The organism is bacterium (assembly GCA_035945995.1).
Classification (GTDB): Bacteria; Sysuimicrobiota; Sysuimicrobiia; order Sysuimicrobiales; family Segetimicrobiaceae; genus DASSJF01.
In genome coordinates, this window is sequence record DASYZR010000078.1 from 1 (window position 1) to 22,054 (window position 22,054).

Sequence of the window (22,054 nt, forward strand, 5' to 3'; positions counted from 1 at the left end):
CAGCAGGCCGACCAGCAAGAACAGCGCGGAGTTGGCGAGGAAGGCGACCACGTCCCACACGACGCGCACGGTCTCCTGTCCCGCGGGAGTAAGGCTGCGTCCGGCGAGTCCGGCGAACGCAACGCCCGCGGCGACCACGCCGATGACGCCGCTCGCGCGCATCGCCTCGGCCGCGACGTACGCCGCGGCCGCCGCCACTAAGAGCCTATCCCAAAACCTGCCTGGCATGTTAAACTTTCATTACTAAATCGATTACGTCTTCCACCCAAATCTGAGCCTTAATCGGAGTCCTGGTAATGAATCCCGAGACGTGGGAGCGCGTACGGGAATATTATTTGGATCCCGCCGGCATTGTGGGGCACATCCGCATCGATCCCGGTGTGTTGGTATCCTCGCTTCCCGTTATCATCTTCTTTTATTGGGTCGCGCGGCAAAATCCGCCTCGCCGGGTGTTGCTCAGTTTCTTGATTCTGCCCCTCTTTATGGGCGCAGTCATGATCGAACCCGAACTAATCGTCTGGGGGTTTTTGATCTTTCCTGCCTGGGGTATCTACCTGTATAGGAAGATGAGCACGCTGGACCGACAGCAGAGAGAAAACCAGGAACGAATCACTCGTCAGTGGCCCAAACGACAGCGGCGCTTAGCGGCTTACAGGAAGGCGGCGGCGTCTCATGACCCTCGGCGCATCTGACGGTCTATCCCAGGATCGCTAGTCGGTAGACGATTAGGCAGCACGCCAAATGGACCAACCCTAGATAGTTGCTGACGCGCTTCTCGAAGCGGATTAACAGCTTGCGGAATCGATTATGCCACGCGCCTGTGCGCTCAACGACCCAACGACGCGCTGGATGCCGCCGACGTCGCGGGACGCACTCGCCGCGGTGACGGAGGTGGAGAGTGTAATGCCGCTTCCGCACCGCGGCCTCGATCTCCGGGTAGTCGTACCCCTTGTCAAGGCACAGGTGCTGAGGGTTGTCGAGCGTCGGTCGGGGGCGCCGGACGGCAAGGCTGTCCAATGTGATCCTCGCCGCCTTCATGTCATGGCAGTTGGCACCGGTTACGACGACTGCGAGCGGGGCGCCGCGCTGATCGGTCAGCGTGTGCCGTTTCGTGCCGAGCTTGCCGCGATCCGTCGGATTGGGGCCTGTTTGCGCCCCCCCAACGGCGCCTTGACCGTGACGCTGTCGAGCGATTGCCAGCGCCACTGGATACTTCGGAGCTCGTCGTACCGGGTCAGCAGCTTCGCCCACAGCCGTTCGAAGATGCCGGCCTCGACCCACGCCTGGAAGCGGCGATGGCACGTGGAGCCGGACCCATATTCCTGGGGCAAGGCCTTCCACTGGCAGCCGGTGCGAAGCACGTACAGGATGCCGTCCATGACTTGGCGGAAGGGGACAACCGGACGCCCATTGGTCCCGGGCGGCTTTTCCGGAGGCAGGAGCGGCTGGAGTTGGGCCCAGAGATCGTCGGGGATGCGCCAGATCGTGCGTAATCGTCGCTTCGACCGATGCCGCGTTGTCATAGGCGTCGACCTCTGCTGCGATGAGAGTGCGATCATTGGTCACGCTAAGTATACTGCCTTACCATGGGTTTTGGGATAGGTTCTAAGCTGCCGATCGCTTCGACCACGGGTTCGGTGACCCCCCGGAGCGCGTAGGCGACGGCCGTTCCGACCAGGGCGCCCGCGACGGCGCCGCCGGCGAGCAACCAGACGAACCCCGCCACGGCGGCGCCCACGCCGGGCGCGGTGGCGCCGGCCAGGCCAAACAGGACGATCGCCACGGCGTCGTTGACGACCGCCTCGCCCTCGAGCACCGTGCCGAGGCGCTCGTCGAGCTTGGCCTCGCGGACGAGCGCGATGACCCCCGCCGGAACGATGCGCAGCGCCCCCGCGGCCAGGCCCACGACGACGAGGGTGATGTGTACGGAACGCGCACGCGGACCGCGATGGTCGACACGAGCGCGGCGGTGGCCATGCAGCCCAAGGCGAGATCCAAGTTGGACACGGCGATCCCATCATTCGCGCGGCGGCGCGGGTCTGCCTGCGCGGCAGGGATGCGATGGGTGCGATCCGAATCCGGTGCTGTCGATGGTCTCGCCGCCCACGCCGCCCGAGGCGCCGTTCCGCACGATCACGGCTCCCAACTCATCGCCCTACACGCTCGAGGGGACGAATACGTATCTCCTCGGGCGGCGTCTGGTCGTCGTCGTCGACCCCGGCCCGGACGACCCGGCGCACGTCAGCGCGGTGCTCGACGCGGTACGCGCCGGCGGCGGCGAACTCGCGCTGATCCTGGTGACGCACAGCCACGGGGATCATCTCGGCGCGGCGGGATCGCTGGCCCTGGGCGGCCGGGTGCCGATTCGGCGTTGGGCGTTCGGGGACAGGCCGCTCGCGGACGGCGAGACCATCGATGAAGGCGGGCTCGCGCTCCGCGCCCTGCACACGCCGGGCCACGCGGCCGATCACGTTGTCTTTCATTGGCCCGCGGAACGGGTGCTGTTCTCCGGAGACCTCATCCTCGGCTCGGGCACCGTGGTGCTGCAGGCGCGCGAGGACGCGCTTGCGGACTACCTCGCGTCCCTCGAGCGCGTCGGGCGGCTCGATCTGGCGGTGATCGCCCCTGGGCACGGGCCGTTGATTGAGGATCCCGGCGCGCGCATCGAGGAATACCTCGCGCACCGCCGGATGCGCGAGCGGCAGGTCCTGGACGCGTTGACGGGCGGCGCCCGCACGCCGGGGGAGATCGTCGGCGTGATCTACAGCGAGCTCGATCCGGTGCTGCACCCGGCCGCCGAGAGCACGGTGCGGGCCCACCTGTTGAAACTGGTTCGAGAGGGACGGGTGCAGCGGGAGGAGAACCGGTACCACCGTCCGTAGCCGCGCGGCCGGCGGACGAACGAAGCGGCGGGGAGGGAGAGGACATGGCGGTGCCGACCGTGGAGCACGGCGTGACCGACCGGCAGGGCCGGCCGATCCGGAAGGGCGACAAGGTCCGCGTGCCGGGCCTGGACGCCCCGGCGGTCGTGGACGTGATCGACGGCCGGTACGGGACGCTCGTCGTGCTGGTCGCGGGACGCGCGAACCAACAGATGGGCCGGATGGTGCGGGCCGAGACGGTGGACCTGGCGTAGGGCCGCGGAACGACGCGGTGACGTGACGCGGCCGGGGCGGTGGCCCCGGCCGCGTCACGTTGCGTGCCGCCGGCGGAGCCGGCGGCGGCGTGCGGAAACTACATGTCCATGTCTTCGGGGTTATACCCGCCGCCCGGAGCGCCCGCCGGGGCCCTCTTCTTTTCGCGCTTCTCGACGACGAGCGCTTCGGTCGTCAGCAAGAGGCTGGCGACGCTCGCCGCGTTCTGCAGCGCGAGCCGCGTCACCTTCGTCGCGTCGACGATGCCCGCCTTCACCATGTCCTCAAACTCGCCGGTGGCCACGTTGTAGCCGATGCCCGGCTTCCCGCTCCGGATGCGCTCAACGACCACCGCGCCTTCGACGCCGGCGTTCGCCGCGAGCCACTTCGCCGGCTCGTCGATCGCCCGGCGAAGGATGGACACGCCGATCTTCTCGTCGCCGTCGTCGGCGTCGATCTTGTCGAGGGCCTTCACGATGTTGAGCAGGGCGGTCCCGCCGCCCGGTACGATGCCCTCCTCGACGGCGGCCTTGCTGGTGCTGAGCGCGTCCTCGAAGCGGTGCTTCTTTTCCTTGAGCTCGGTCTCCGTCGCCGCGCCGACCTTGATCTGCGCGACGCCGCCGGCGAGTTTCGCCAGCCGCTCCTGGAGCTTCTCGCGGTCGTAGTCCGAGGTGGTGGTCTCGATCTCTTTCTTGATCTGGGCGATGCGGCCCTGAATGTCCTTGCGCGCCCCCTTGCCTTCGATGACCGTGGTCTCTTCCTTCGCCACCCGCACCTTGGCGGCGCGCCCGAGCATCTCGGGCTCGACGTTTTCGAGCTTGATGCCGATGTCTTCGCTCACGACCCGGCCCCCGGTCAGGACCGCCATGTCGCCCAGCATCGCCTTGCGCCGGTCCCCGTAGCCCGGCGCCTTCACGGCGACGCAGGGCAGGATGCCGCGCAGCTTGTTCACGACCAGGGTGGCCAGCGCCTCGCCCTCGACATCCTCCGCGATCACGACGAGCGGCTTGCCGAAGCGCATCACCTTTTCCATGACCGGGACCATGTCTTTGACGGCGCTGATCTTCTTTTCCGTGATGAGAATGTAGGGGTCCTCGAGGACCGCCTCCATCTTCTCGGCGTCGGTGATCATGTACGGGGAGATGTAGCCGCGGTCGAACTGCATCCCTTCGACCACTTCGACGGTCGTCTCGATGCCCTTGGATTCCTCGATCGTGATCACGCCGTCCTTGCCGACCTTGTCCATGGCTTCGGCGATGATCTGCCCGATCTCGGGGTCGTTGCCGGCGATGCTCGCGACGTGCGCGATGTGCTCCTTGCCTTCGAGCGGCGTGCTGATCTTTTTCAACTCGGCCACGAGGCCCTCGACCGCCTTATCGATGCCCCGCTTGAGGATCATCGGGTTCGCGCCGGCGGCGACGTTCTTGAGCCCTTCCTTGACGATGGCGTGCGCGAGCACGGTGGCCGTCGTCGTGCCATCCCCGGCCGCGTCGTTCGTCTTGCTCGCGACCTCCTTGACGAGCTGCGCCCCCATGTTCTCGTAGGGGTCCTCGAGCTCGATTTCCTTCGCCACGGTCACGCCGTCTTTGGTAATCGTGGGCGAGCCCCACTTTTTCTCGAGGACGACGTTGCGGCCTTTCGGACCGAGCGTCACGCGCACGGCGCTGGCGACCTTCTCGACGCCGCGCTCGAGCGCCTTGCGCGCGTCCTCGTCATACAACAGCAACTTTGCGGGCATACCGGCAGCCTCCCATCGCGGAATGATTTAGCACTCACAGGGCGCAAGTGCTAACCGTCTCTATTGTTCACCGACGGCGGCGGCATGGCAAGAACATACGATCGAAGAAAATCCGAATTTCCCGCCTTTAGGTCGCCAAATCGCACAATTACGCTGTCTTTCTCTCGTTATCTCATCGATGGACGGCGTCGAAGGGCTGCCCGCCATGCCCGTCAAACCTCTGGTTGCGGCTCGGGGCGCCGCCCGCCGCGACGGGGGATATGACGTGGTACGCGGACAGTCGCAGTATGGTGTGGCGCTGCTCCTCCTGCTCGTTGGCTTTCTCTTCGTCTTCCAGGTGCGCGCGAACCAGGCGCTGCGGGCGGGGGCCGCGCTGCCGTCGAGGCGCCTCGAAGATCTGAGCGTGCTGCTCCGCCGGCAGCAGGAGGTCGACCGCGGCCTGCGCGACGAGCTCGCGGCGCTGCGTCAAAAACTCGACGACTACCATGCGGCGGAAACGAACGGGGCGAGTCTTACGGACGAGATGCGCCGCGAGGTCGCAGACCTGCTGCTCGTGATGGGGCGCCAGCCGGTGCACGGCCCGGGCCTCGCCGTCACGCTGTCGGCGTCGCCGAAACGGGCGGTGACGCCTCAGGCGCTCGACGTGTCGGCCGTCGTCAACGAGTTATGGGCCGCCGGCGCCGAGGCCGTCGCGGTGAACGGAGTTCGCATCCTGGCGGTCGAGGGCTTTTCGGACGACCCGGCGGGGGTGCGAGTTCGCAACAGGGTGCTGCACGACCCGTTCAAGATCGTCGCCATCGGCGATCCGGCCACACTGGAGGGAGCCCTGCTCGTGCCCGGCGGGATCGTGGACGGGCTCGAGGGGGTCGGGCTCACCGTACGGCTGGGCCGGTCCGCCGATCTCGGCGTGCCCGTCTCACAGCGGCCGCTCCACTACCGCTACGCGCGTCCCGCCGGTCCGCCTTAGCAAAAAACGATCGGCGGCCGCCGCCGAGTGCGAGTGCACGCTCGCCCTTGGCTGTCGCAGCCGCCGATATCCCCGTCCTAGAGACAAGCCCACCCTTGGGCCGGGCCGCATCTACTCTTGAACCGCGTCCGAGCCTTGCGGGCCGCTCTCATCGAGACGGGAGCAAACCATAGCATGGGCGGATGCCGCTGTCAAGTTGCGTTAGATCAAGTGTAATAGCTCAATGATTCTGTCACCCCTGAACGGGTCAGTGAATCTGTCACCCTGTGAGCAGGAGAGGGTTGGCGTCACGCGGTGCTGAACGACCACACCCCGGGGAACGCTGTGGCCTACTCCGGAGACCGACTCGACACCCTGCACCGCGCGTATCGCATCGCTGTCCGTGATCTGCGGGCCTGCTACAACCCGGACGGAATCGTCGCGGGCCGCCTCAAGTTCAACGCCTACTGGGCGCGTGACGGCCTCTGGGCCGTGTTCGGCGCGCTGGCCCTCGGTGACGCCGCACAGGCGCGCGCCGAGCTCGACATGTTTGCCGGATTCCAATCCCCCTCCGGCAGCCTGCCGGTCCGCGTCGAATTTGTGGGCCATCATCTGACTGGATACAATACGCTGCGCAATCGTCCCAAGGTCGTCGGCCGGGCCGGCGGGCTCTTTCACGATCCCGTGGATACGGCGGCCCTGTTTGTCGTGGCCCTCAACGAATATCTTACCGTGACCGGCGACCGGGCATGGTGCGCGCGGCTCCTGCCGGCGGCGGACCGCGCGCTCGGCTGGCTGCGAACGCAAGATCGGGACGGGGACGGACTCCTGGAGACGCACTACCTCGCCGATTGGATGGATTCGATCATGAAACGCCCTCAAGTCGCCAACGTCAACGTGACGTACTACGCCGGGTTGCGGGCGTTCGTGGCACTTGCCCGCGCGACGGGCGAGGAGGGGGCGGCGGCCCGGGCGGCCGCGGCGGCCGAGGCGGCTCGGGCGCGGCTGCACGAGACGTTCTGGAACGGCGACTACTTTGCCGACTGGGTGCACGGCCGCCGTCACGGCCGGTTCTCCGCGGACGGCAACGTCGCGGCGATCTTCTTCGGGGCGGCCACCGAGGAACAGGCCCGGCACATCCTTGCGTATATCGCTTCGCGGGGACTCGATGCCGCGACGCCGCTTCGCACCTGCGACCCCGTCTACCCGTGGTGGCAGGTGTACCCGATGTACTATCTGGCCGGCATCGCCGACTACCACCGGACGCTCATCTGGCCCTGGCTGGGGACGCTCAACGCGCTCAACAAGGCGCGGCTCGGCGATCGGACGGCGGCGGTCAGGGATCTTGCGGAGATCGGGGACTGGTATGTTCGGTATGGCGCCGTGAACGAAGTCTACATGCCGGGCGGGATGCCGGTCTCCCGCCGATTCTACTCATCCGAAGTGCCGTTCGCGTGGAACGCGGCTATGTACGTGTACGTGCTGCGCGCGCTGGAGCTGGCGCCGTGACCGGCCGGCGCTGGGCGGTCTGGGCCGGCCTGCTGCTGCCGGTCACAGCACTCCTGGCCTTGCTGGCCGCGGCGTCCATCCACCGCGACCGCGCGGTGGCCATCGGCGCGGCGCTCGCCCGAGGCGAAACACCGCCCGTGCCCGCCGTCACGCTGCCGGCGCTCACCACGGGCGGACCGGCGGCGCGCGGCGTCGCTCTGCGCGACTTCCGGGGGCACGCGACGGTCCTGAACTTCTGGGCGTCGTGGTGCGCGCCGTGCCGTGAAGAGGCACCGCTCCTCGAGGGATTGGCGCGCGACTACCGGGATCGGGGTCTCGTCGTCGTCGGCATCGATACGCAGGACCTGGAAGCGCCCGCGCGCGCCTTTCTCGCGCGGTACGGCCTGACATATCTCAACCTGCGCGACCCCGACGGCAGCATCGGGCGGTTGTTCGGAACGACTGGCGTGCCGGAGACGTTTTTCGTCGACGCGCAGGGCCGCATCGAAGGAAAGTTTCCCGGGGAGCAGCTGGACCCGGCGGTGTGGCGGCGCGCCGCGGACGCGCTCCTGGCCGGCCGCCGGCCCGTCCCCTAGGCACGCCGCAGGCGCGGTACCCGCCCTACGGGGCGAAGGTCGGCGGCTTGGTGTCCACGCCGTCCGGTTCACGAAGCAGGCCACGCGTGCGTCCCGGGCGTCCGGTCTCGCCGTACTGCCACAGGATCCGTTTGTCCTTCCTCGCGACGACGATCACCCGGTGGTTGTAGTCGTCGTTCAGCAGGAGATCCCCGGATGGGAGTTCGAGCGCGAGCGACGGGTGGTCCAACCGTCCGGGACCGCGGGCCGGCGCGTCGGACCAGACGAGGTGGCCGTCCCTCCTCACGATCACGATCTTGCCGGGCCGGCTGTAGTCCACGACAAGATACTCGCCGGTGCGGGTGAGCTGCGTGTCCGACGGATAGGCGACCGGCAGCGGCACATGATAGAGGAGCCGGCCCGTCGCCAGATCGAGTTCGGACGCGGATTGCGTACCGATCTCCGTGACGAGGATGTTGCCGTTGGGCAGCGGCGTGTCCCCGTTGGGGTAAAGAAAGTGCCCCGGCACTTTGGTCGATGCGCGGCAGTCGCGGGTTACGCCGTACTGGCGCCGGATCCGGTGGGCGGGCGGCGGATCGAAGAGAAGGATCCGGCAGTTCTTGATGTCCGCGACGACGATGCTGCCATCGGGCAACTGGTAGGCGTCGTCCGGAGTGTTGAGGTAGCCGTCCGCGGACCCGGGCTTTCCGGGATGGCCGTACTGCCAGACGACGTGCCGGGTCCGGTAGTCGATAATCGTGATCGTGTGGTTGTCTTCCTCGTTGGTGATGATGGTTCGCCCGGCGGGCGTGTAGAACGCATCGTCGGGGTCGTGGAACGACTGCCCGGGCCGGAGGTCGCCCGGCCGCGGGAATTCCCAGACGATGCGCTTGTCCGGTGTGACCTCGATGATGCGGTCGTTGCCGGCGTCGGCGATCAGGATGTTGCCGGACAACACCGGTCCGTTGACCCCGGGCGGCGCGCCCGCCGCTCGCGAGGCGACGAGAACGCCGCCTGGGCCGGCGCCGGGCCCCAAGAGCAGGAGCGCGGCGAGGATCGGAACGGCGAGGGACCCGGCGGGTTGGCGGAGGGGACCTCTGTTCGGCACCATGGGCACACGATAGCACACGATGGGCCGCGGTTGATTCCGTGATGCCTCAAAAGTCCTGGTCACCGAAGTAGGGGGTGATGCCTCATAATGGTGGTCACCCAGCATCCGTCCTTGATGCCCTGGTCTTTGCCCTGCCCACGGCCGCCGCGCGTGGATGCGTCGCCGTCTCGCCCTGACGAGGCTCATGTGTCGGCCCTCCTGCCGTCGGCGAGTTTCCAGAGGGCGTCGAGGCGGGTTTGAAGATCCGCGCGCAACCGGACGGGATTGAGCTGCTGAAACTGGGCGGCGAGGGCGGAGCTCCGCTCCGGGGGGAGGACGCCGCTAGCCAACAGTCGGCGGTAGGGCGTCTGCGCACGATCGTACCGCTTGACGACGCGGGCACCGTGGCGCTCTTTGGAGACCAATTTGCGGACGGGCTGAAAGAAATTCACGTAGAGTCGGAGCAGCTCGTGCACGTCCTTCAGCGCGGCGAACGCCGGGCGGGTGCTGTAGCGATCGTACCCGATGTACCGGCGGAGCACGGAGCCGTTGCGCTGCTCGACATAGGCCTGATCGTTCTTGCGATAGGGGCGGCCGCGGGTAAAGGGGATGCCCTGGTCGCGACACCACGGCACCACGATATGGTTGAGGAACTCGCTGCCGTTGTCGGTATGCAGGCTGAGCAAGGGCATCGGCAGGGCGTGGCGGGCGAGATGGACGGCGGTGCCGACGCGGTGGTGGCCCTTGCCCCACACGGCCTGCAGCTCGGTCCAGCCGGTGGCGACGTCGATGGCGAGCAGCGAGGTGAGGTAGAAGCCGTGCGTGCTGTCCCCACAGTGCGCGAGCAGATCCGCCTGCACGTGACCGGGGGGCACATTGGTCCACTCCCCGAAGGTGCGCAGCGGGACTTGGGTCCGCAGCGCAGCGAGGCTCGGGCTGGTCGTCACGAGGCCGCGGCGGCGGTACTGCCGGCGGACGGGGCGCAAGAGCCGATCGATCGTGGCGGGACTGATGCGCAGGAGGGCGGTGCGCCGCTCAGCCGAGAGCGTCACCTCGTCGTGCCGCTCCAGGGTCTCGATCAGTTCCGGGAGAAAAGGCGCCAAGCGCTTGGAGCAGAGGTAGTCGCTGGCTTCCCACACCTGCTCCAACGCGGGCCGCAAGGTGCTCAGGTACTCGTGGGGGCGGCCGGCCCGACGGCGCGCTCGTTTCAGCGGGTGCCGCAGCAGGCGCATGGCGACTTTGCGATCCCGTTTGGTGACCCGGCAGAACTCATCCAAGAGCCCACTCTTGTCCCGGCGTGAGGCCAGGTGATAACGCGGACGAAGAGATGCGGCGTATTCGCGGACACTGAGAGGACCCACGTTGCCTCCTGGGCGCCGGTGACCGGCATTTTGAGGCAACGGTTCGCTCTTCGGTGTCGATAATTTTGAGGCACTTCGGAGTCTTGACAAATATTCGCGACCTCCGTAGACTTTGCCCCAAGATGGTTGATGGACATCCTCGTCGGTTGACCTGCATCTGTCCGTGGCGGAGGCAGCCTGTGCCTGCGCCCGGAACCGTGTAATTCCGCCAGGCTTCCTCCGCAGCCCCCATATGTAAGGCCGGTGTTCAAGGCCGACGTACGCGCGCGCCGGGCTGGCGTCGCGCGCGCGCGGCGGGCATGTCGCGGTCTGTCCGGCTTCGCCGGGAGATCCGGGGGTCCACCCCCGGCCGGACTCATGACTGCCCAGGGAACATGGAGGTGTGTGGTGACGATATCGGAACGGTCCGGGAGCAGCATCGTGCAGTACCTACCCGAGGAAGCCGCCGAGTTCGAGGAAAAGGTCGGCCGCGTCCACAGGGGCGAGGAGTCCGAGGCGGAGTTTCAAACCTACCGCCTGCGGCGAGGCGTCTACGGCCAACGGCAGGCCGACCGCCAGATGATCCGGATCAAGATCCCGCTCGGGGTGCTGACCGCGGATCAGATGGACGTCCTGGGCCGCGTGGTCGAGGCGTACGCCCCCTTGCGCAAAGGGCACTTCACGACCCGGGAAAATCTGCAGGTGCACCACGTGCCCCTGGACCGGGCGGCTGATGTGCTGCGACTCCTCGGCACCGTGGGCCTGACGACCCGTGAAGCGTGCGGGAACACGGTGCGCAACGTGGTCGGATGCCCCCTGGCCGGGGTCTGCCCCGACGAGGTCTTCGACGCCACGCCGTACGGCGCGGCGTTCGTCCGGTATCTGATCCGTCGCGACCTCTTCCAGAACTTGCCGCGGAAGTTCAAGGTGGCCTTCACCGGCTGCGTGGAGGACCACGCGATCACCGGTATCCATGACATGGGACACGTGGGGCGGATCCGCTACGAGCACGGGACGCCCGTGCGCGGGGTGAAGATCGTGGTCGGCGGCGGTACGTCCATCGAGCCGAAGCTCGCACAAGAGCTCTATCCGTTTGTGACGGTTGACGACGGCGCGTACCTTCGACTGGCGGAGGCCGTGCTGCGGGTCTTCAATCGGTCGGACGAACTGCGCAAGAACCGGATGCGCGCGCGGATCAAGATCCTGGTCCACCGGATGGGCATCGACAAATTCCGGGAGCTGGTCGAACAGGAACTGCACGAGCCCTGGGCCCAGAAGCCGATCGACCTGGCGGCCTATCTTCCGGCAGATCCGGACTACGCGGACGCGCCCGGACTGCCGCCTTCACCCGCCGTCCCGCCCAACGGTTCGGTCGGCTTCCGCCGGTGGATCCAGACGAACGTGACGGCGCAGACGCAGGACGGCTACTATGCGGCGACCGTGACCCTGCCGCTCGGCGACGTGCAGGTCGAGCAGTTTTCGCCGCTGGCCGAGATCGCCCGGCGCCATGGGAGCGGCACCCTCCGCGTGACCCAGAATCAAAAACTGGTCCTGCGATGGATCCCGGGGGGATCGCTGCACGACGTGTGGGCCGCGCTCGAGCAGATCGGGTTGGGCGAGGGTGGGGCGCACCGCCTCACCGATGTCACCGCCTGTCCGGGCACCGACTCATGCAAACTCGGGATCACGTCCTCGATGGGGCTCGGGCGGGCCATCCGCGGCATGCTGCACAGCCACCCGGAGCTGTTCGAGGATCCACTCATCGACCGGCTGCACATCAAGATCAGCGGCTGCCCCAACGGGTGCGGCCAGCACCACATCGCGGACATCGGCTTCCACGGCGCCGCGGTCAAGGGCGATGGGGGGCGTCAGGTGCCGGCGTTCGAGGTGCTCATCGGCGGCCGGTTCGAGGGCGGAGAGGTGCGCTACGGGGTCCGGCTCAAGACCCGGGTGCCCACGAAGGCGGTGCCGGACGTGGTGCACGCGTTCCTCACAGTCTACAAGGAGCAGCGGCAGCCGGATGAACCGTTCCCGGCCTTCGTGGACCGGGTCGGGCGCGAGCCGTTCGAGCAGGCGGCGGCGCCGTGGAGCGCGGTCCCGGCGTTCGACCCCGAGCATCCGGAGTTCTACCGGGATTGGGATCAGGTCATATTGTACCGCGTGGAGCGAGGCGAAGGGGAGTGCGCGGTGTGAGGACCGACACATCGTCTGGGCTGCGCGGCCGGCGCATCCTGATCCTCGAGGCGCGGCTGCCGGCGGTCCTGGCCGGCTTGGTGCAGCGCGGGGGAGGGGACGTGGTTTCCGTGCCGGCCGTCGTGGAAGCCACGGCTGATCCGGAAGACGTGCGCGGACCGCTCGAACAGCTGTGCTGCGGGGCCACGGACCTGATCGTGTTCCAGACGGGGAGCGGCGTCGAGCACCTGTACCGTCAGGCTCAGACCCTCGGTCTGGACGAGGCGTTCGTCGCCGAACTGCGCCGCCGGCCGATCGCGGTCCGGGGTCCAAAGCCGGCCGCGGTCCTGGGCCGCTGGCAGGTGCGCGCGGCCGTCACCGCGTCGGTCCCGCACACGACGACGGAGTTGTGCACCGCGCTCGCCGCGCGAGAACTCGGCGGGGCGAGAGTGTTCGTGCAGCATTACGGTCAGCTCAACGACACGCTCGGCGCCTTCCTGCGCGGGCGAGGGGCGCTCCCCGTGGATGCCCTCCCGTACCGATGGACGCCGCCGGCGGACCCCGGTCCGCTCACACAGGCCATCCTTGATCTCGTGAGCGGCCGAGTCGATGCGCTGCTGATCACCAGCCGACCCCAGGTCGTGCACCTCTTCGCCGTCGCGGAGTCCCTCGGGAAGACCGACGCGCTGCGCGGGGCTTTGAACACGTCGGTGGCCGTTGCCGCCGTTGGTCCGGTCAGCCGCCGCGCGCTCGAAGAGCGCGGCGTGCGGGTCACTGTGGAACCGGCGCAGACGAAGATGGCGCCCGTCGTAGCGGCGCTCGCAGAGCACTTTACGCGGGCCGCGCGGCAAGACGCGGGGCCATGCTATCCTGCATTTCTCGATCTCCGCGGCCGGCCGTGCGTGGTGCTCGGGGGCGGCCCCGCGGCCGAGGGGAAGGTCCGCGGCCTGCTGGACTGCGGAGCGAACGTCACGTTGATCGCGCCGACCGTAACGCCCGGACTGGCCGGCCTCGCGGCCGCCCGCCGGATCACGATCCGTGAACGCGCCTACGTCCGGGGCGATCTCGCCGGCGCGTTTCTGGCCATTGCCGCCGACGGCGACGCGGCGGCGCACCGTGCCGTCTGGGACGAGGCTGAAGCTGAACACGTGCTGCTGAACGCGGTGGACGATGCGCCGTTCTGCCACTTCATCGCTCCTGCGATCCACCGGCAGGGGGCGCTCACAGTGGCGATCTCCACCGCCGGCCGCAGTCCGGCGCTCGCGGTGCGGTTGCGCGACCGGATTGCCGCCGAGATCGGCCCGGGATACGCCGCGCTCTTGGACTTGCTAGGCGGGCTGCGGGAAGAGATCGCGGCACGCGAGCCCGACCCGTCTCGGCGCACGGCGCTCTGGTACCGCCTGGTCGACGCCGAGTTGCTGGGGCCGATCCGGCTGGGGAACGTCGAGGAGGCCCGGCGGCGTGCCCGCGAGGTCGTCGACGCCGCGGTCGGGACGCCGTGAGCGTAGCCGCGGCGACGCATCGGTACGCAATGGAGCCTTCGACCGCACCGAGGGCCGTTCGCCCCGCGCCGTCCCGCCCCGCGGAGCCGGGGTCAGGCGGGGTCGTGTACATCGTGGGCGCGGGCCCCGGTGATCCGGAGCTCATCACGGTGCGCGGGCGGCGCCTCCTGCGCCGGTCCGACGTCGTCGTCTACGATCGCCTCGTGCACCCGGCGCTGCTTGACGAACCCTCCGTGAGCGTCGAACGGATCTTCGTCGGGAAGGGAGCCGGGCACGGCACCCCGCAGGCGGAGATCAACGCGCTCCTCATCGACCGCGCACGGCGCGGCCTCAGGGTCGCGCGGCTCAAGGGCGGCGACCCATTCGTGTTTGGCCGCGGCGCGGAGGAAGCCGAAGCACTCCGGGCCGCCGGCGTGCCGTTCGAGATCGTGCCCGGCATCTCGTCGGCGATCGGTGTCCCGGCGTACGCGGGGATCCCGGTCACCCACCGGCGCCTCGGCTCCGCGTTTGCGGTCGTTACCGGGCATGAGTGCGCCGGAGCGAGTGATCTCGACTGGGGGGCCCTGGCGCGGATTCCGGTCGTGGTCGTGCTGATGGCGCATCGGACGTTGTCCCGGATCGCCCGCCAGCTGATGGCGGGCGGCGCGCCGCCCTCGACGCCCGCCGCGGTCGTGAACCGCGGCGCCACGCCGCAGCAGCGTGTCGTGACCGGGACGCTGTCGGACATCGCGGCTGCTGCGGCTGCGGCGTCGCTTGAGCCTCCCTCCGTCCTGATCGTCGGTGAAACGGTGCCTCTCGCGGAGATCCTGGGTTGGTATCCTTCGTTCGCCGCTGACGCCGGAGCGAGCAAGGAGAGCTGCAGCAGGATCGGCACCGGACGTCGTGCCCGGCGGAACCCCGCACGCTCGCGTGCAAGTTCCACGGTCTCAGTCACCGAACGGCGGTAGTCGTCCGGTGTTCACTTGTCGGGTGCCTGTCTATTGCGCCTGGTTTTCACGAAAAGCATAGCCGCAAATGATAGTTGGCGGCAGATTCCAGCAAGTCCATGTGTCCCAACGGCGCACGCCCGCGCCGCGTTCATGGAGAGCCTCCGCCTCTTCGAGGGCCTACGCTGGTGTGAAGAAGGAAGGTCGTGCGCTGCGCACTGGCGTTGCTCGCCCTCGAGGCCAATGACCTCGCGGCGGCGCGCGAGCATCTCACCTTGGCGGGAAGCGTCGGAGCGCCACCACATGCCGGCTGGCCCGTAGAGCGCTGCAGCGCCGCCGAGTTCGTTTGGCTGGAGGCGACACGGCCGGTTCCCGGTCGCCTTGGCCACCGTTGGGGCACGCTCGGCACCGTCGGCTGTCTCGGTAGATCATCGTCGGTCCAGGAGTCCCGATTTTCATTCAAATTTTGGATCGCCGGGACTGCGCTGGCTCTGGCAGGTCTCCCGAAGTCGCATTACCATTGCGCGGGTCAGGAGTCCGAATCGCCTCGCCGGCTTCATCACCCGCGACCCGGCAACATCAGCTCGTGGAGCCCGTCCGCCAGAAAGTTGACCGCCACCACCAGAATGACGAGCATGACGCCGGGGGAGATCGAGTACCAGGGCGCCACGCCGAGATAGGTTCGGGCCTCATATAGCATCGTTCCGAGCGACGGTTCCGGCGGCTGAATCCCGAGCCCGAGAAAGGACAGAGCGGCCTCCAGCAGGATGGCCTGCCCCACCAAGTTTGACGCCTGCACAAGGGCGGGCGCCAGCGTATTCGGCAGTAGGTGCCGCACGAGCACCCACAAATGCCCCGCGCCGAGACTCCTCGCCGCCATCACGTACTCGCGCTCTTTTTCCACAAGCGTGTCGGCGCGGACGAGGCGCGAGAAGAACGGCAGGCCGGTTAGGGCACCGGCGATCACCACGCTGCTCAGGCCGGCGCCGATCGCCGTCGCGGCAGCGATTCCCAGGAGCGCACCGGGAAACGCCAGCAACGCGTCCCATGTCCGCATCACCACGGCATCCAGGGTGTGCCCGAAGTAGCCGGCCAACAGGCCGGAGGCCACACCGAAGACGCCTCCAAGTAAGGCCGCGGTACTGCCGACCAGAAGCGAAATGCGGGCGCCGGCGACCACGCGTGCGAGAAGGTCGCGGCCGAGCTCATCGGTCCCGAAGGGGAATCTGTGGCTTGGCGGCGCGAGCATGAGACCACGATGAATCGCTGTCGGGTCGAGCCGCCACACCAGGGGTGCGCCCAGCACGAATGCGAGAAGGAAGACGATCATCAGAATCCCGGCCGCGGCCATCGGACTGCGGCCCCATCGCCCCAGGATCCTGCGCGTTCGCCGTTCGCGCGCGATCACACCGCCGCGCCCCCACCCAACCGGATGCGCGGATCGATGACCGCGTACAACAGGTCGGTGATCAGGTTGACAGCCATGAAGAGGAGGATGAAGACGAGCAACGCGCCTTGTACGACTGCGTAGTCCCGGTTGAGAATAGCCTCGAGCAGCAACCGGTCGACGCCCGGCCACGCAAATACCGATTCGATAATAACGGCGCCGCCGAGCAGGCGGCCAATGTTGAGCCCGATGACCGTCGCGATGCTCACCAGCGCGTTCCGCAGTTCGTGGCGTAGCAGGAGGCGCACGCCGGGCACGCCTTTCGCCTTGGCCGTGCGCACGTAGTCGCGGTTCAGGATATCAAGGAGAGCCGATTTCACGAACCGAGCGAGCGCACAGCCCTGCGGTACTGCGAGTGTGACCGCCGGCAGCACGAGGTGCGAGAAATACGCGCCCGGCCGGAGAAGCCCAGTCGTCCCGGACGACGGCAGCCAGTGGAGCATGATCGCGAAGATGAGGATCAGCATGAATCCAAGCCAAAACGTCGGCACCGCGAGCCCCAGGCCGGTCAGGCCGGTGACGAGATAGTCCGCGGGCGACCCCCGCCGAAGCGCCGCGAGCGTGCCCATGGGGATGCTGACGGCGACCGCGAGGACGAGCGCGGCGGCGGTGAGCGCCATCGTCGCCGGTAGCCGCTGGGCGAGCAGGCCCGTCACCGGATAATCGCTGACAAACGAGCGCCCGAGATCGCCGCCGAGGACGTGCCCGGTCCAGATCGCGTACTGCATCGGCAACGGACGATCAAACCCCATCTCGCGCCGGATCGCCGCGAGGACCGAGTCGGTTGCGTTCTCCCCCGCGTAGACGAGGGCGGGATCGCCCGGCAGGAGGCGGATGAGCAGAAAGAGCGCCATGGACGTCAGCACGAGCACTGCCAACATCTGCCCCAGACGTCCGATCAGGTACCGTGACACGGCCGCCTCTCCGGCGTCTCGGTCCAGTCCACGCCATCACGGTGCCGGCCGGTGCCCCCGGGGGAGCACCCCAAGGCCATTGCCCGCTGCGTGGCGGCTAACCTCTAAGCGACGTGCCGGCCAGGATGGCGTACCCGGAGCGGTCGTAGGCGAACCCCTTGACCCGTTGGGCCATCGCCCAGGGCGACGGTACGGCGGCAATCGGCAGATCCCAGCACTCGTCGAGGATTATTTCTACGATCTTCCGGTAGAGCGTCTTGCGTACCGTCGGGTTCGTGGCTGATCCGGCCTGGGTGACGAGCTGGGCGTACTTCGGGTCTGAAAACTTCCCGATGTTGGTGCCTGGGCGCCACGCCACGGTCGTCCCCAGGGTTGTATCGGGGTCCAGGTTCGCCCGGCCGTAATTGTGCATGAGCATCTGGAAGTTCGAGGAGTGGTCGAGATCCCAGTAACGCGCCGCCTCGAGGTTCATGATCGTCATGGTGATCCCGATCTTCTTCAACGAGGCCTGCATGATCTCTGCCAGCGGCACGAAGCCCGGCAGAACCTGGGCGCTTGCAACAGCGCTGAAGGATACGCTGGAGACGCCGGCCTTGGCGAGCAAGGCCTGCGCCTTGTCGAGATCGTACGGATAGCGGTCGGCGAGTTCACGGAAGTACGCGATCGAGTACGATGGAAACGGGACCTGCGTCGGGGTGACGGCGCCGTACAGTACGGTCTCGACGAACTGCTTCCGGTCGATCGCGTGGTTGATGGCTTGTCGGACCAGCTTGTCCGTGAGCGGCGCCCGCGTGACGTTCAATGTCACGTCGTAGTAGTTGGCACCGGTAATACCGCTGTCGACCCGGAACCGCGAGTCGCGCTTGAGCTGGGTGTAGAAGGGCAGCGGGTAGTTCCAGATCAGGTCGACGTCTCCGGCCTGCAACGCGGCGACCAAGCTTTGCGCGTCGGGGATCGCGCGCTGAATCACCCCGTCGAGATAGGGACGGGGAGCGTCCCAGTGGTGCGGGTTGCGCTTGAGCACCAACTCGTTGCCCGGCTGCCAGCTCTCCACCATGAACGGGCCCGAGCCCGCCGGCTTTGCCTTGAGGTCGGTCGCCACCTGCTCATCGAGCACGTAGGTCAGCTCGAGGAGGTCGTGCATCGCGGGGTACGGGCGGCGAAAACGGAGCACGGCCGTGCGCTCGTCGGACGTCTCCACGTCCGTGACCAAGTTGTACAGGACCCGCAGCTGTGAGCCGGCCCTCTTCTCCTGAGCGTGCCGCACGCTGAAGGCAACATCGGACGCGCGTACCTCGCGCCCGCTGTGAAAGACGGCGCCATTCCGCAGCGTCACCCGGAGGCTCAGGCCGTCTTTGGAGGGTTCCCACGACTCCGCCAGCTGGGGGATCAGCCTGCCGTGGGGATCGTAGCGCGCCAGGCTGTCGTAGAGCGTGCGCTCCATAGAGAAGTTGTCCTCGACAACGTAAAATGGATCGAAGTTCGCCACGTCCGTGGGGCGGCCCATCTTGAGCGTACCGCCGCCCCTCGGCGCGGTTGCCGAGGCGGCGCGCGCGGTAGCCGGGGACAGCACTCCGGCGAACCACCCTCGCGAGCTGGAAAGGACTGCCGCGCCCGCGGCGGTACCGGTACGCCGCAGCAACTCTCTCCGGGTGACCCCGCGAGGAGCATGGCCCGACTGCAGCATCGTGCCGTTCCGTCTCCTTTTCATCGCGTCACCTCGTGGCGAAGATTTGCCTGACGTGCCGTCATCCAGGAGTGGTGCGCCCGCCCGTCACCGCTCGAAGAGATCCGTCAACACCGCACCGGTCGAGTGCCGCGGCGGCCGCAGGCCGAGGAGATGCGCGAGCGTCGGCGCGAGATCGACCATGCGCATCAGGCCGTAGCGCCGCCAGTCTCGCTCGTAGCCCACCCTGATGCCTGGCCCCGCAAGAATGAAGCACGCCAAGTTAGTGAAGTGCGTCGTCTCCGACGTCGGGATCTGCGAGCCGTGGAGCGCTTCTTTCCCGGGCCCCGCGGTCCGCCCGTCGAGGGGCGGCCCCCAGCCGTAGCCCCGGTTGAACGTCAGCACGACATCACCGTTGTCGTCGCTGTTCCAGTACCCGATGATCTGCGCGTCCTGGATCTTGAGCGCGACCGCAACGGGCCGTTTCCCCGTGCCCGGGTCGCGCCAGCCGAGCAGCGCGTCCACGATCGCCTCTTGCACTCGCTCGTATTCCTCCGGCGCCACGATACCCTCCGGCTCCCGGCCACGAAGGTTGACGTAGACCTCAGAACCGCGATCGGCCTGAGTGTAGGCGGCCGAGCGGCGCCAATCGACCGTGCGGCCGCCGCCCCGGTACACGAGCAGGCCGGCCTCCGCCAACCGCGCCGGCACGTCGGCCCACCGGTGGGCCGGCGCCATCCCGTGATCGGAGGTGACGCACACGAGGGTCTCGCGGCCCGCCAGCTCGAGGAACTGAGCAAGGACGCCGTCTGCTACCTGGTAGATGCGGCGCTGACACTCGATCATCCACTCCCCGCGCTTGGCATCGTAGTTCGGACCGTCCGGGTCCGCGGGGTTGACCGTCGGGTGGTTGATGTGATCGAACAGGTGCCAGTGGGAGAAGTGGAGATCCCATCCCCAGCGTTCGAGCAGGTATCGGGCCGCCTTGACTTGCCACTCGCCCTGATACTGCATGTCGCTCGCGAAGGTGTCGAGCTCCGCCGGGCCGAGCGTCGGGTCGATGGTCGGCCAGTCGTAGAAGGGCCCGCAGGCTTCCGTGAGCTCGTCATCCAGGCCGTCCGGGTGGGCAAAGCCGCGGGTAGCGTAGGCCTCTGTCCGGCACAGGTACAATGTTCCTGCGGCGGGGTCGGCCCGCAGGAGGCGATACCGCATCGCCACCTCCGTGCGCGCCGCGCCGAGGCGGCAGTGGACGAAGCGCGACCACGCCCCCGGCGTGAGGTCGGCGACAGCGGTCAGACCGTTCCGCTCCGCGCACACGGCCACGCGGGTGAACGTGCGCCCCTGTTCGTCGGGAACGACGAGCAGGTGGGCAGACTCGGTTTCGCCAGTCTTGAGGACGATTGGTAGCTCGGCCGCCAGCGCGCCTGCCGGAGCGTTCGTCCATCCGTCGGCAAGCCTCAGCCGCACGACGCTCGTCCCGGGCGGTGCGCCCATCTCCGCAAGGTCTGTCGTCCGTTCCCGCGCGACGGCCCCGACCTGCTCGATGTGCGCCTGAACGTCCTCCTGTCGCGTCGCCAGGTATCGCATCGGCATCGCGATCGCGAATGGCGCGTCATGGAACCCGGGCGCGACGATGTACCCGCGCCGAAGCGGCGAGGGCCACACCGCCACCGGATAGAACTGCACGAGGGTCCGCAGCCCGGCTTCCTCGGCGACGTGCCAAATCGTCTCGGTATCTCCGATGATTCGCGAGTCCCATGACTCCAGTCGCGGCGCGTCCCATCCATCGGTCTTGCGGCGCAGCGTCCATCCGCCCAAGTGGTGGCTCCCCGGGGTCGTGCCGGTGATGATCGTGGCCCAGTTGTTCGGCGTCCAGGCGGGCAAGGCCGGGAGCAGCCGGTTGGTCGACCCACCCGCCATGAGCTGCGAGAAGGTCGGCAGGCTCCCTTCCGACGCGAAGCGCCGCAGCAGCGGCAGGTTCATTCCGTCCATCCCGATTAGCAGCAACCGCGGCGTCGACGCCATCGACTTTACCTCCTCATCACACCTCGGGCCGGGCATCGCGGCGTGGCGCGTGGAGTTCATCACGGCGGCCGCGTCGCCGCCGCGCGTCAAGCCTCTGCACCAGATTCCAGGCGGCCGTATCCGCTTCAACCGCCGGCCCAAGGACGCGCTCCGCGATCTCGTAGAGATTGTGCAGCGCGTCGGCGACAAGGTGGACCGAGCCCAGCTCACCCGCGAGCGCGCTCGCGTAGCGTAGATCCTTGGCGGCAAGATATAGCTGGAACACGACCTCGCCGTCCGGGGCGCGAAGCACCCTTCGAGACACGGCGTCAAATTGGACATTGGCCGCCGAGCACTCGCGCAGGGTCGAGGTGAGCTTCTCTCCCTCGATCCCGTACGCGACACCGAGCGCCATGGCCTCCTCAACAAGGGCGCTGAATCCCATCAGGATGGCGTTGTTGACGATCTTGACCGCATGTCCGGACCCAAGCGGGCCCACGTGGATGAAGGTCTTTGCTATCAGCCCCAGCATCGGCCGGACCTGTTCGAGGACGGCGGCGTCACCCCCGACGCAGAGTGTGATCCGACGCTCATACGCGCCTGCGACGCTGCCGTTGCAGATCGGCGCATCGATCATCGACACACCCCGCGCGCCGAGACTGCGTCCGATCCGGATGGTCGTAGTCGGGTAACCGGAGCTCATCTCGACGCAGACCGTTCCCCGCTCGATGCGCTCGAAAAGTTCCGGGTTCAGCAGGGTTGTTTCGACCGCCGCGGAGTCCGGAAGGACCGTCACGATCACGTTCCGGTCCCTGGCAACGTCCTCCAGGGACGCCGCCATGCGGACACCGGCGGCGCCGAGCGCGTGCGCCCGGTCGGCGCGCGGGTTCACATCATAGGCCGCCACGTCGGCGCCCGATTGGGCGAGGTTCCGGCAAATGGGGAAGCCGATCGTCCCCAGCCCGATGAAGCCCACACGGTAATCCACAGGCTCACCTCCAACCCGAGGTCACTTCACGGCGCCCATCGTCAGGCCTTGCAGAATGCGCCTCTGGGCCCCAAGCCCGATAATGACGACCGGCAGCATGGCCACGGTTGCCGCGGCCGTCAGC

At 67.8% G+C, this 22,054-nt stretch carries 20 protein-coding genes; 9 read left to right on the forward strand and 11 right to left on the reverse strand.

What is annotated here, in order from left to right:
- Window positions 1-198 (reverse strand): cation:proton antiporter (locus tag VGZ23_08120; GenBank protein HEV2357560.1); only part of this gene is annotated, 198 nt, incomplete at its 3' end.
- 98 nt (window positions 199-296) lie between these two features.
- On the opposite strand from VGZ23_08120, the gene VGZ23_08125 reads away from it, so the two are divergent.
- On the forward strand, window positions 297-692 hold the full coding sequence (locus tag VGZ23_08125) for a hypothetical protein (protein HEV2357561.1): 396 nt from the start codon (window positions 297-299) through the stop codon (window positions 690-692).
- A gap of 4 nt (window positions 693-696) precedes the next feature.
- Here VGZ23_08125 and VGZ23_08130 read toward each other — a convergent pair.
- Window positions 697-1,523 (reverse strand): IS5 family transposase gene (locus VGZ23_08130; protein HEV2357562.1). Its coding sequence is split into 2 segments (ribosomal slippage): window positions 697-1,151 and window positions 1,151-1,523, totalling 828 coding nucleotides; the frame shifts between segments, so codons are not numbered across the junction.
- 44 nt (window positions 1,524-1,567) lie between these two features.
- Window positions 1,568-1,906: a cation:proton antiporter gene (locus tag VGZ23_08135; GenBank protein ID HEV2357563.1), complete on the reverse strand. Its 339-nt coding sequence runs from the start codon at window positions 1,904-1,906 to the stop codon at window positions 1,568-1,570.
- Between the two features lie 184 nt (window positions 1,907-2,090).
- Here VGZ23_08135 and VGZ23_08140 point away from each other — a divergent pair, with 184 nt between their 5' ends.
- Both VGZ23_08140 and VGZ23_08145 read left to right on the forward strand, forming a co-directional pair.
- The gene (locus tag VGZ23_08140) at window positions 2,091-2,882 is read left to right on the forward strand and encodes an MBL fold metallo-hydrolase (GenBank protein ID HEV2357564.1); all 792 of its coding nucleotides are present in this window, start codon (window positions 2,091-2,093) and stop codon (window positions 2,880-2,882) included.
- A gap of 44 nt (window positions 2,883-2,926) precedes the next feature.
- Window positions 2,927-3,136, forward strand: a complete 210-nt coding sequence (locus tag VGZ23_08145; GenBank protein ID HEV2357565.1) for a hypothetical protein — start codon at window positions 2,927-2,929, stop codon at window positions 3,134-3,136.
- 98 nt (window positions 3,137-3,234) lie between these two features.
- On the opposite strand, the gene groL is transcribed toward VGZ23_08145, so the two are convergent.
- A complete protein-coding gene (gene groL, locus VGZ23_08150; GenBank protein ID HEV2357566.1) occupies window positions 3,235-4,872 on the reverse strand; it encodes a chaperonin GroEL in 1,638 nt (545 codons plus the stop codon).
- 205 nt (window positions 4,873-5,077) lie between these two features.
- Here groL and VGZ23_08155 point away from each other — a divergent pair, with 205 nt between their 5' ends.
- The 3 genes from VGZ23_08155 to VGZ23_08165 all read left to right on the forward strand — a co-directional run bounded on the left by VGZ23_08155 (window position 5,078) and on the right by VGZ23_08165 (window position 7,902).
- Window positions 5,078-5,839: a DUF881 domain-containing protein gene (locus tag VGZ23_08155; protein ID HEV2357567.1), complete on the forward strand. Its 762-nt coding sequence runs from the start codon at window positions 5,078-5,080 to the stop codon at window positions 5,837-5,839.
- Between the two features lie 324 nt (window positions 5,840-6,163).
- Window positions 6,164-7,327 carry a GH116 family glycosyl hydrolase gene (locus tag VGZ23_08160; protein HEV2357568.1) on the forward strand — a complete coding sequence of 388 codons (1,164 nt, stop codon included), beginning with the start codon at window positions 6,164-6,166 and terminating at the stop codon, window positions 7,325-7,327.
- On the forward strand, window positions 7,324-7,902 hold the full coding sequence (locus VGZ23_08165) for a TlpA disulfide reductase family protein (protein ID HEV2357569.1): 579 nt from the start codon (window positions 7,324-7,326) through the stop codon (window positions 7,900-7,902). The genes VGZ23_08160 and VGZ23_08165 overlap by 4 nt, the downstream gene beginning before the upstream one ends.
- A 25-nt stretch (window positions 7,903-7,927) precedes the next feature.
- On the opposite strand, the gene VGZ23_08170 is transcribed toward VGZ23_08165, so the two are convergent.
- Window positions 7,928-8,992 carry a hypothetical protein gene (locus VGZ23_08170; protein ID HEV2357570.1) on the reverse strand — a complete coding sequence of 355 codons (1,065 nt, stop codon included), beginning with the start codon at window positions 8,990-8,992 and terminating at the stop codon, window positions 7,928-7,930.
- Window positions 8,993-9,174: 182 nt separating this feature from the next.
- Window positions 9,175-10,248, reverse strand: coding sequence for a transposase (locus VGZ23_08175; GenBank protein ID HEV2357571.1), 1,074 nt, complete (start codon window positions 10,246-10,248; stop codon window positions 9,175-9,177).
- 471 nt (window positions 10,249-10,719) lie between these two features.
- Here VGZ23_08175 and VGZ23_08180 point away from each other — a divergent pair, with 471 nt between their 5' ends.
- The 3 genes from VGZ23_08180 (at window position 10,720) to cobA (ending at window position 14,932) form a co-directional block, all read left to right on the forward strand.
- Complete coding sequence (locus tag VGZ23_08180) at window positions 10,720-12,504, forward strand: nitrite/sulfite reductase (GenBank protein ID HEV2357572.1); 1,785 nt, start codon at window positions 10,720-10,722, stop codon at window positions 12,502-12,504.
- Window positions 12,501-13,985, forward strand: a complete 1,485-nt coding sequence (locus VGZ23_08185) for a uroporphyrinogen-III synthase (protein HEV2357573.1) — start codon at window positions 12,501-12,503, stop codon at window positions 13,983-13,985. Before VGZ23_08180 ends, VGZ23_08185 begins: the two co-directional genes overlap by 4 nt.
- A 104-nt stretch (window positions 13,986-14,089) precedes the next feature.
- Window positions 14,090-14,932, forward strand: a complete 843-nt coding sequence (cobA, locus tag VGZ23_08190; protein HEV2357574.1) for a uroporphyrinogen-III C-methyltransferase — start codon at window positions 14,090-14,092, stop codon at window positions 14,930-14,932.
- A gap of 538 nt (window positions 14,933-15,470) precedes the next feature.
- Here cobA and VGZ23_08195 read toward each other — a convergent pair.
- The 5 genes from VGZ23_08195 to VGZ23_08215 form a co-directional block, all read right to left on the reverse strand.
- A complete protein-coding gene (locus VGZ23_08195; protein HEV2357575.1) occupies window positions 15,471-16,262 on the reverse strand; it encodes an ABC transporter permease in 792 nt (263 codons plus the stop codon).
- A 53-nt stretch (window positions 16,263-16,315) separates the two neighbouring features.
- Window positions 16,316-17,272 carry an ABC transporter permease gene (locus VGZ23_08200; protein ID HEV2357576.1) on the reverse strand — a complete coding sequence of 319 codons (957 nt, stop codon included), beginning with the start codon at window positions 17,270-17,272 and terminating at the stop codon, window positions 16,316-16,318.
- Window positions 17,273-17,369: 97 nt separating this feature from the next.
- On the reverse strand, window positions 17,370-18,779 hold the full coding sequence (locus tag VGZ23_08205; protein HEV2357577.1) for an ABC transporter substrate-binding protein: 1,410 nt from the start codon (window positions 18,777-18,779) through the stop codon (window positions 17,370-17,372).
- 267 nt (window positions 18,780-19,046) lie between these two features.
- Window positions 19,047-20,963, reverse strand: coding sequence for an alkaline phosphatase family protein (locus VGZ23_08210; protein HEV2357578.1), 1,917 nt, complete (start codon window positions 20,961-20,963; stop codon window positions 19,047-19,049).
- Between the two features lie 16 nt (window positions 20,964-20,979).
- Window positions 20,980-21,930 (reverse strand): NAD(P)-dependent oxidoreductase, encoded by a 951-nt coding sequence (locus VGZ23_08215; protein ID HEV2357579.1) that lies wholly within the window; start codon window positions 21,928-21,930, stop codon window positions 20,980-20,982.
- Between the last annotated feature and the right edge of the window lie 124 nt (window positions 21,931-22,054).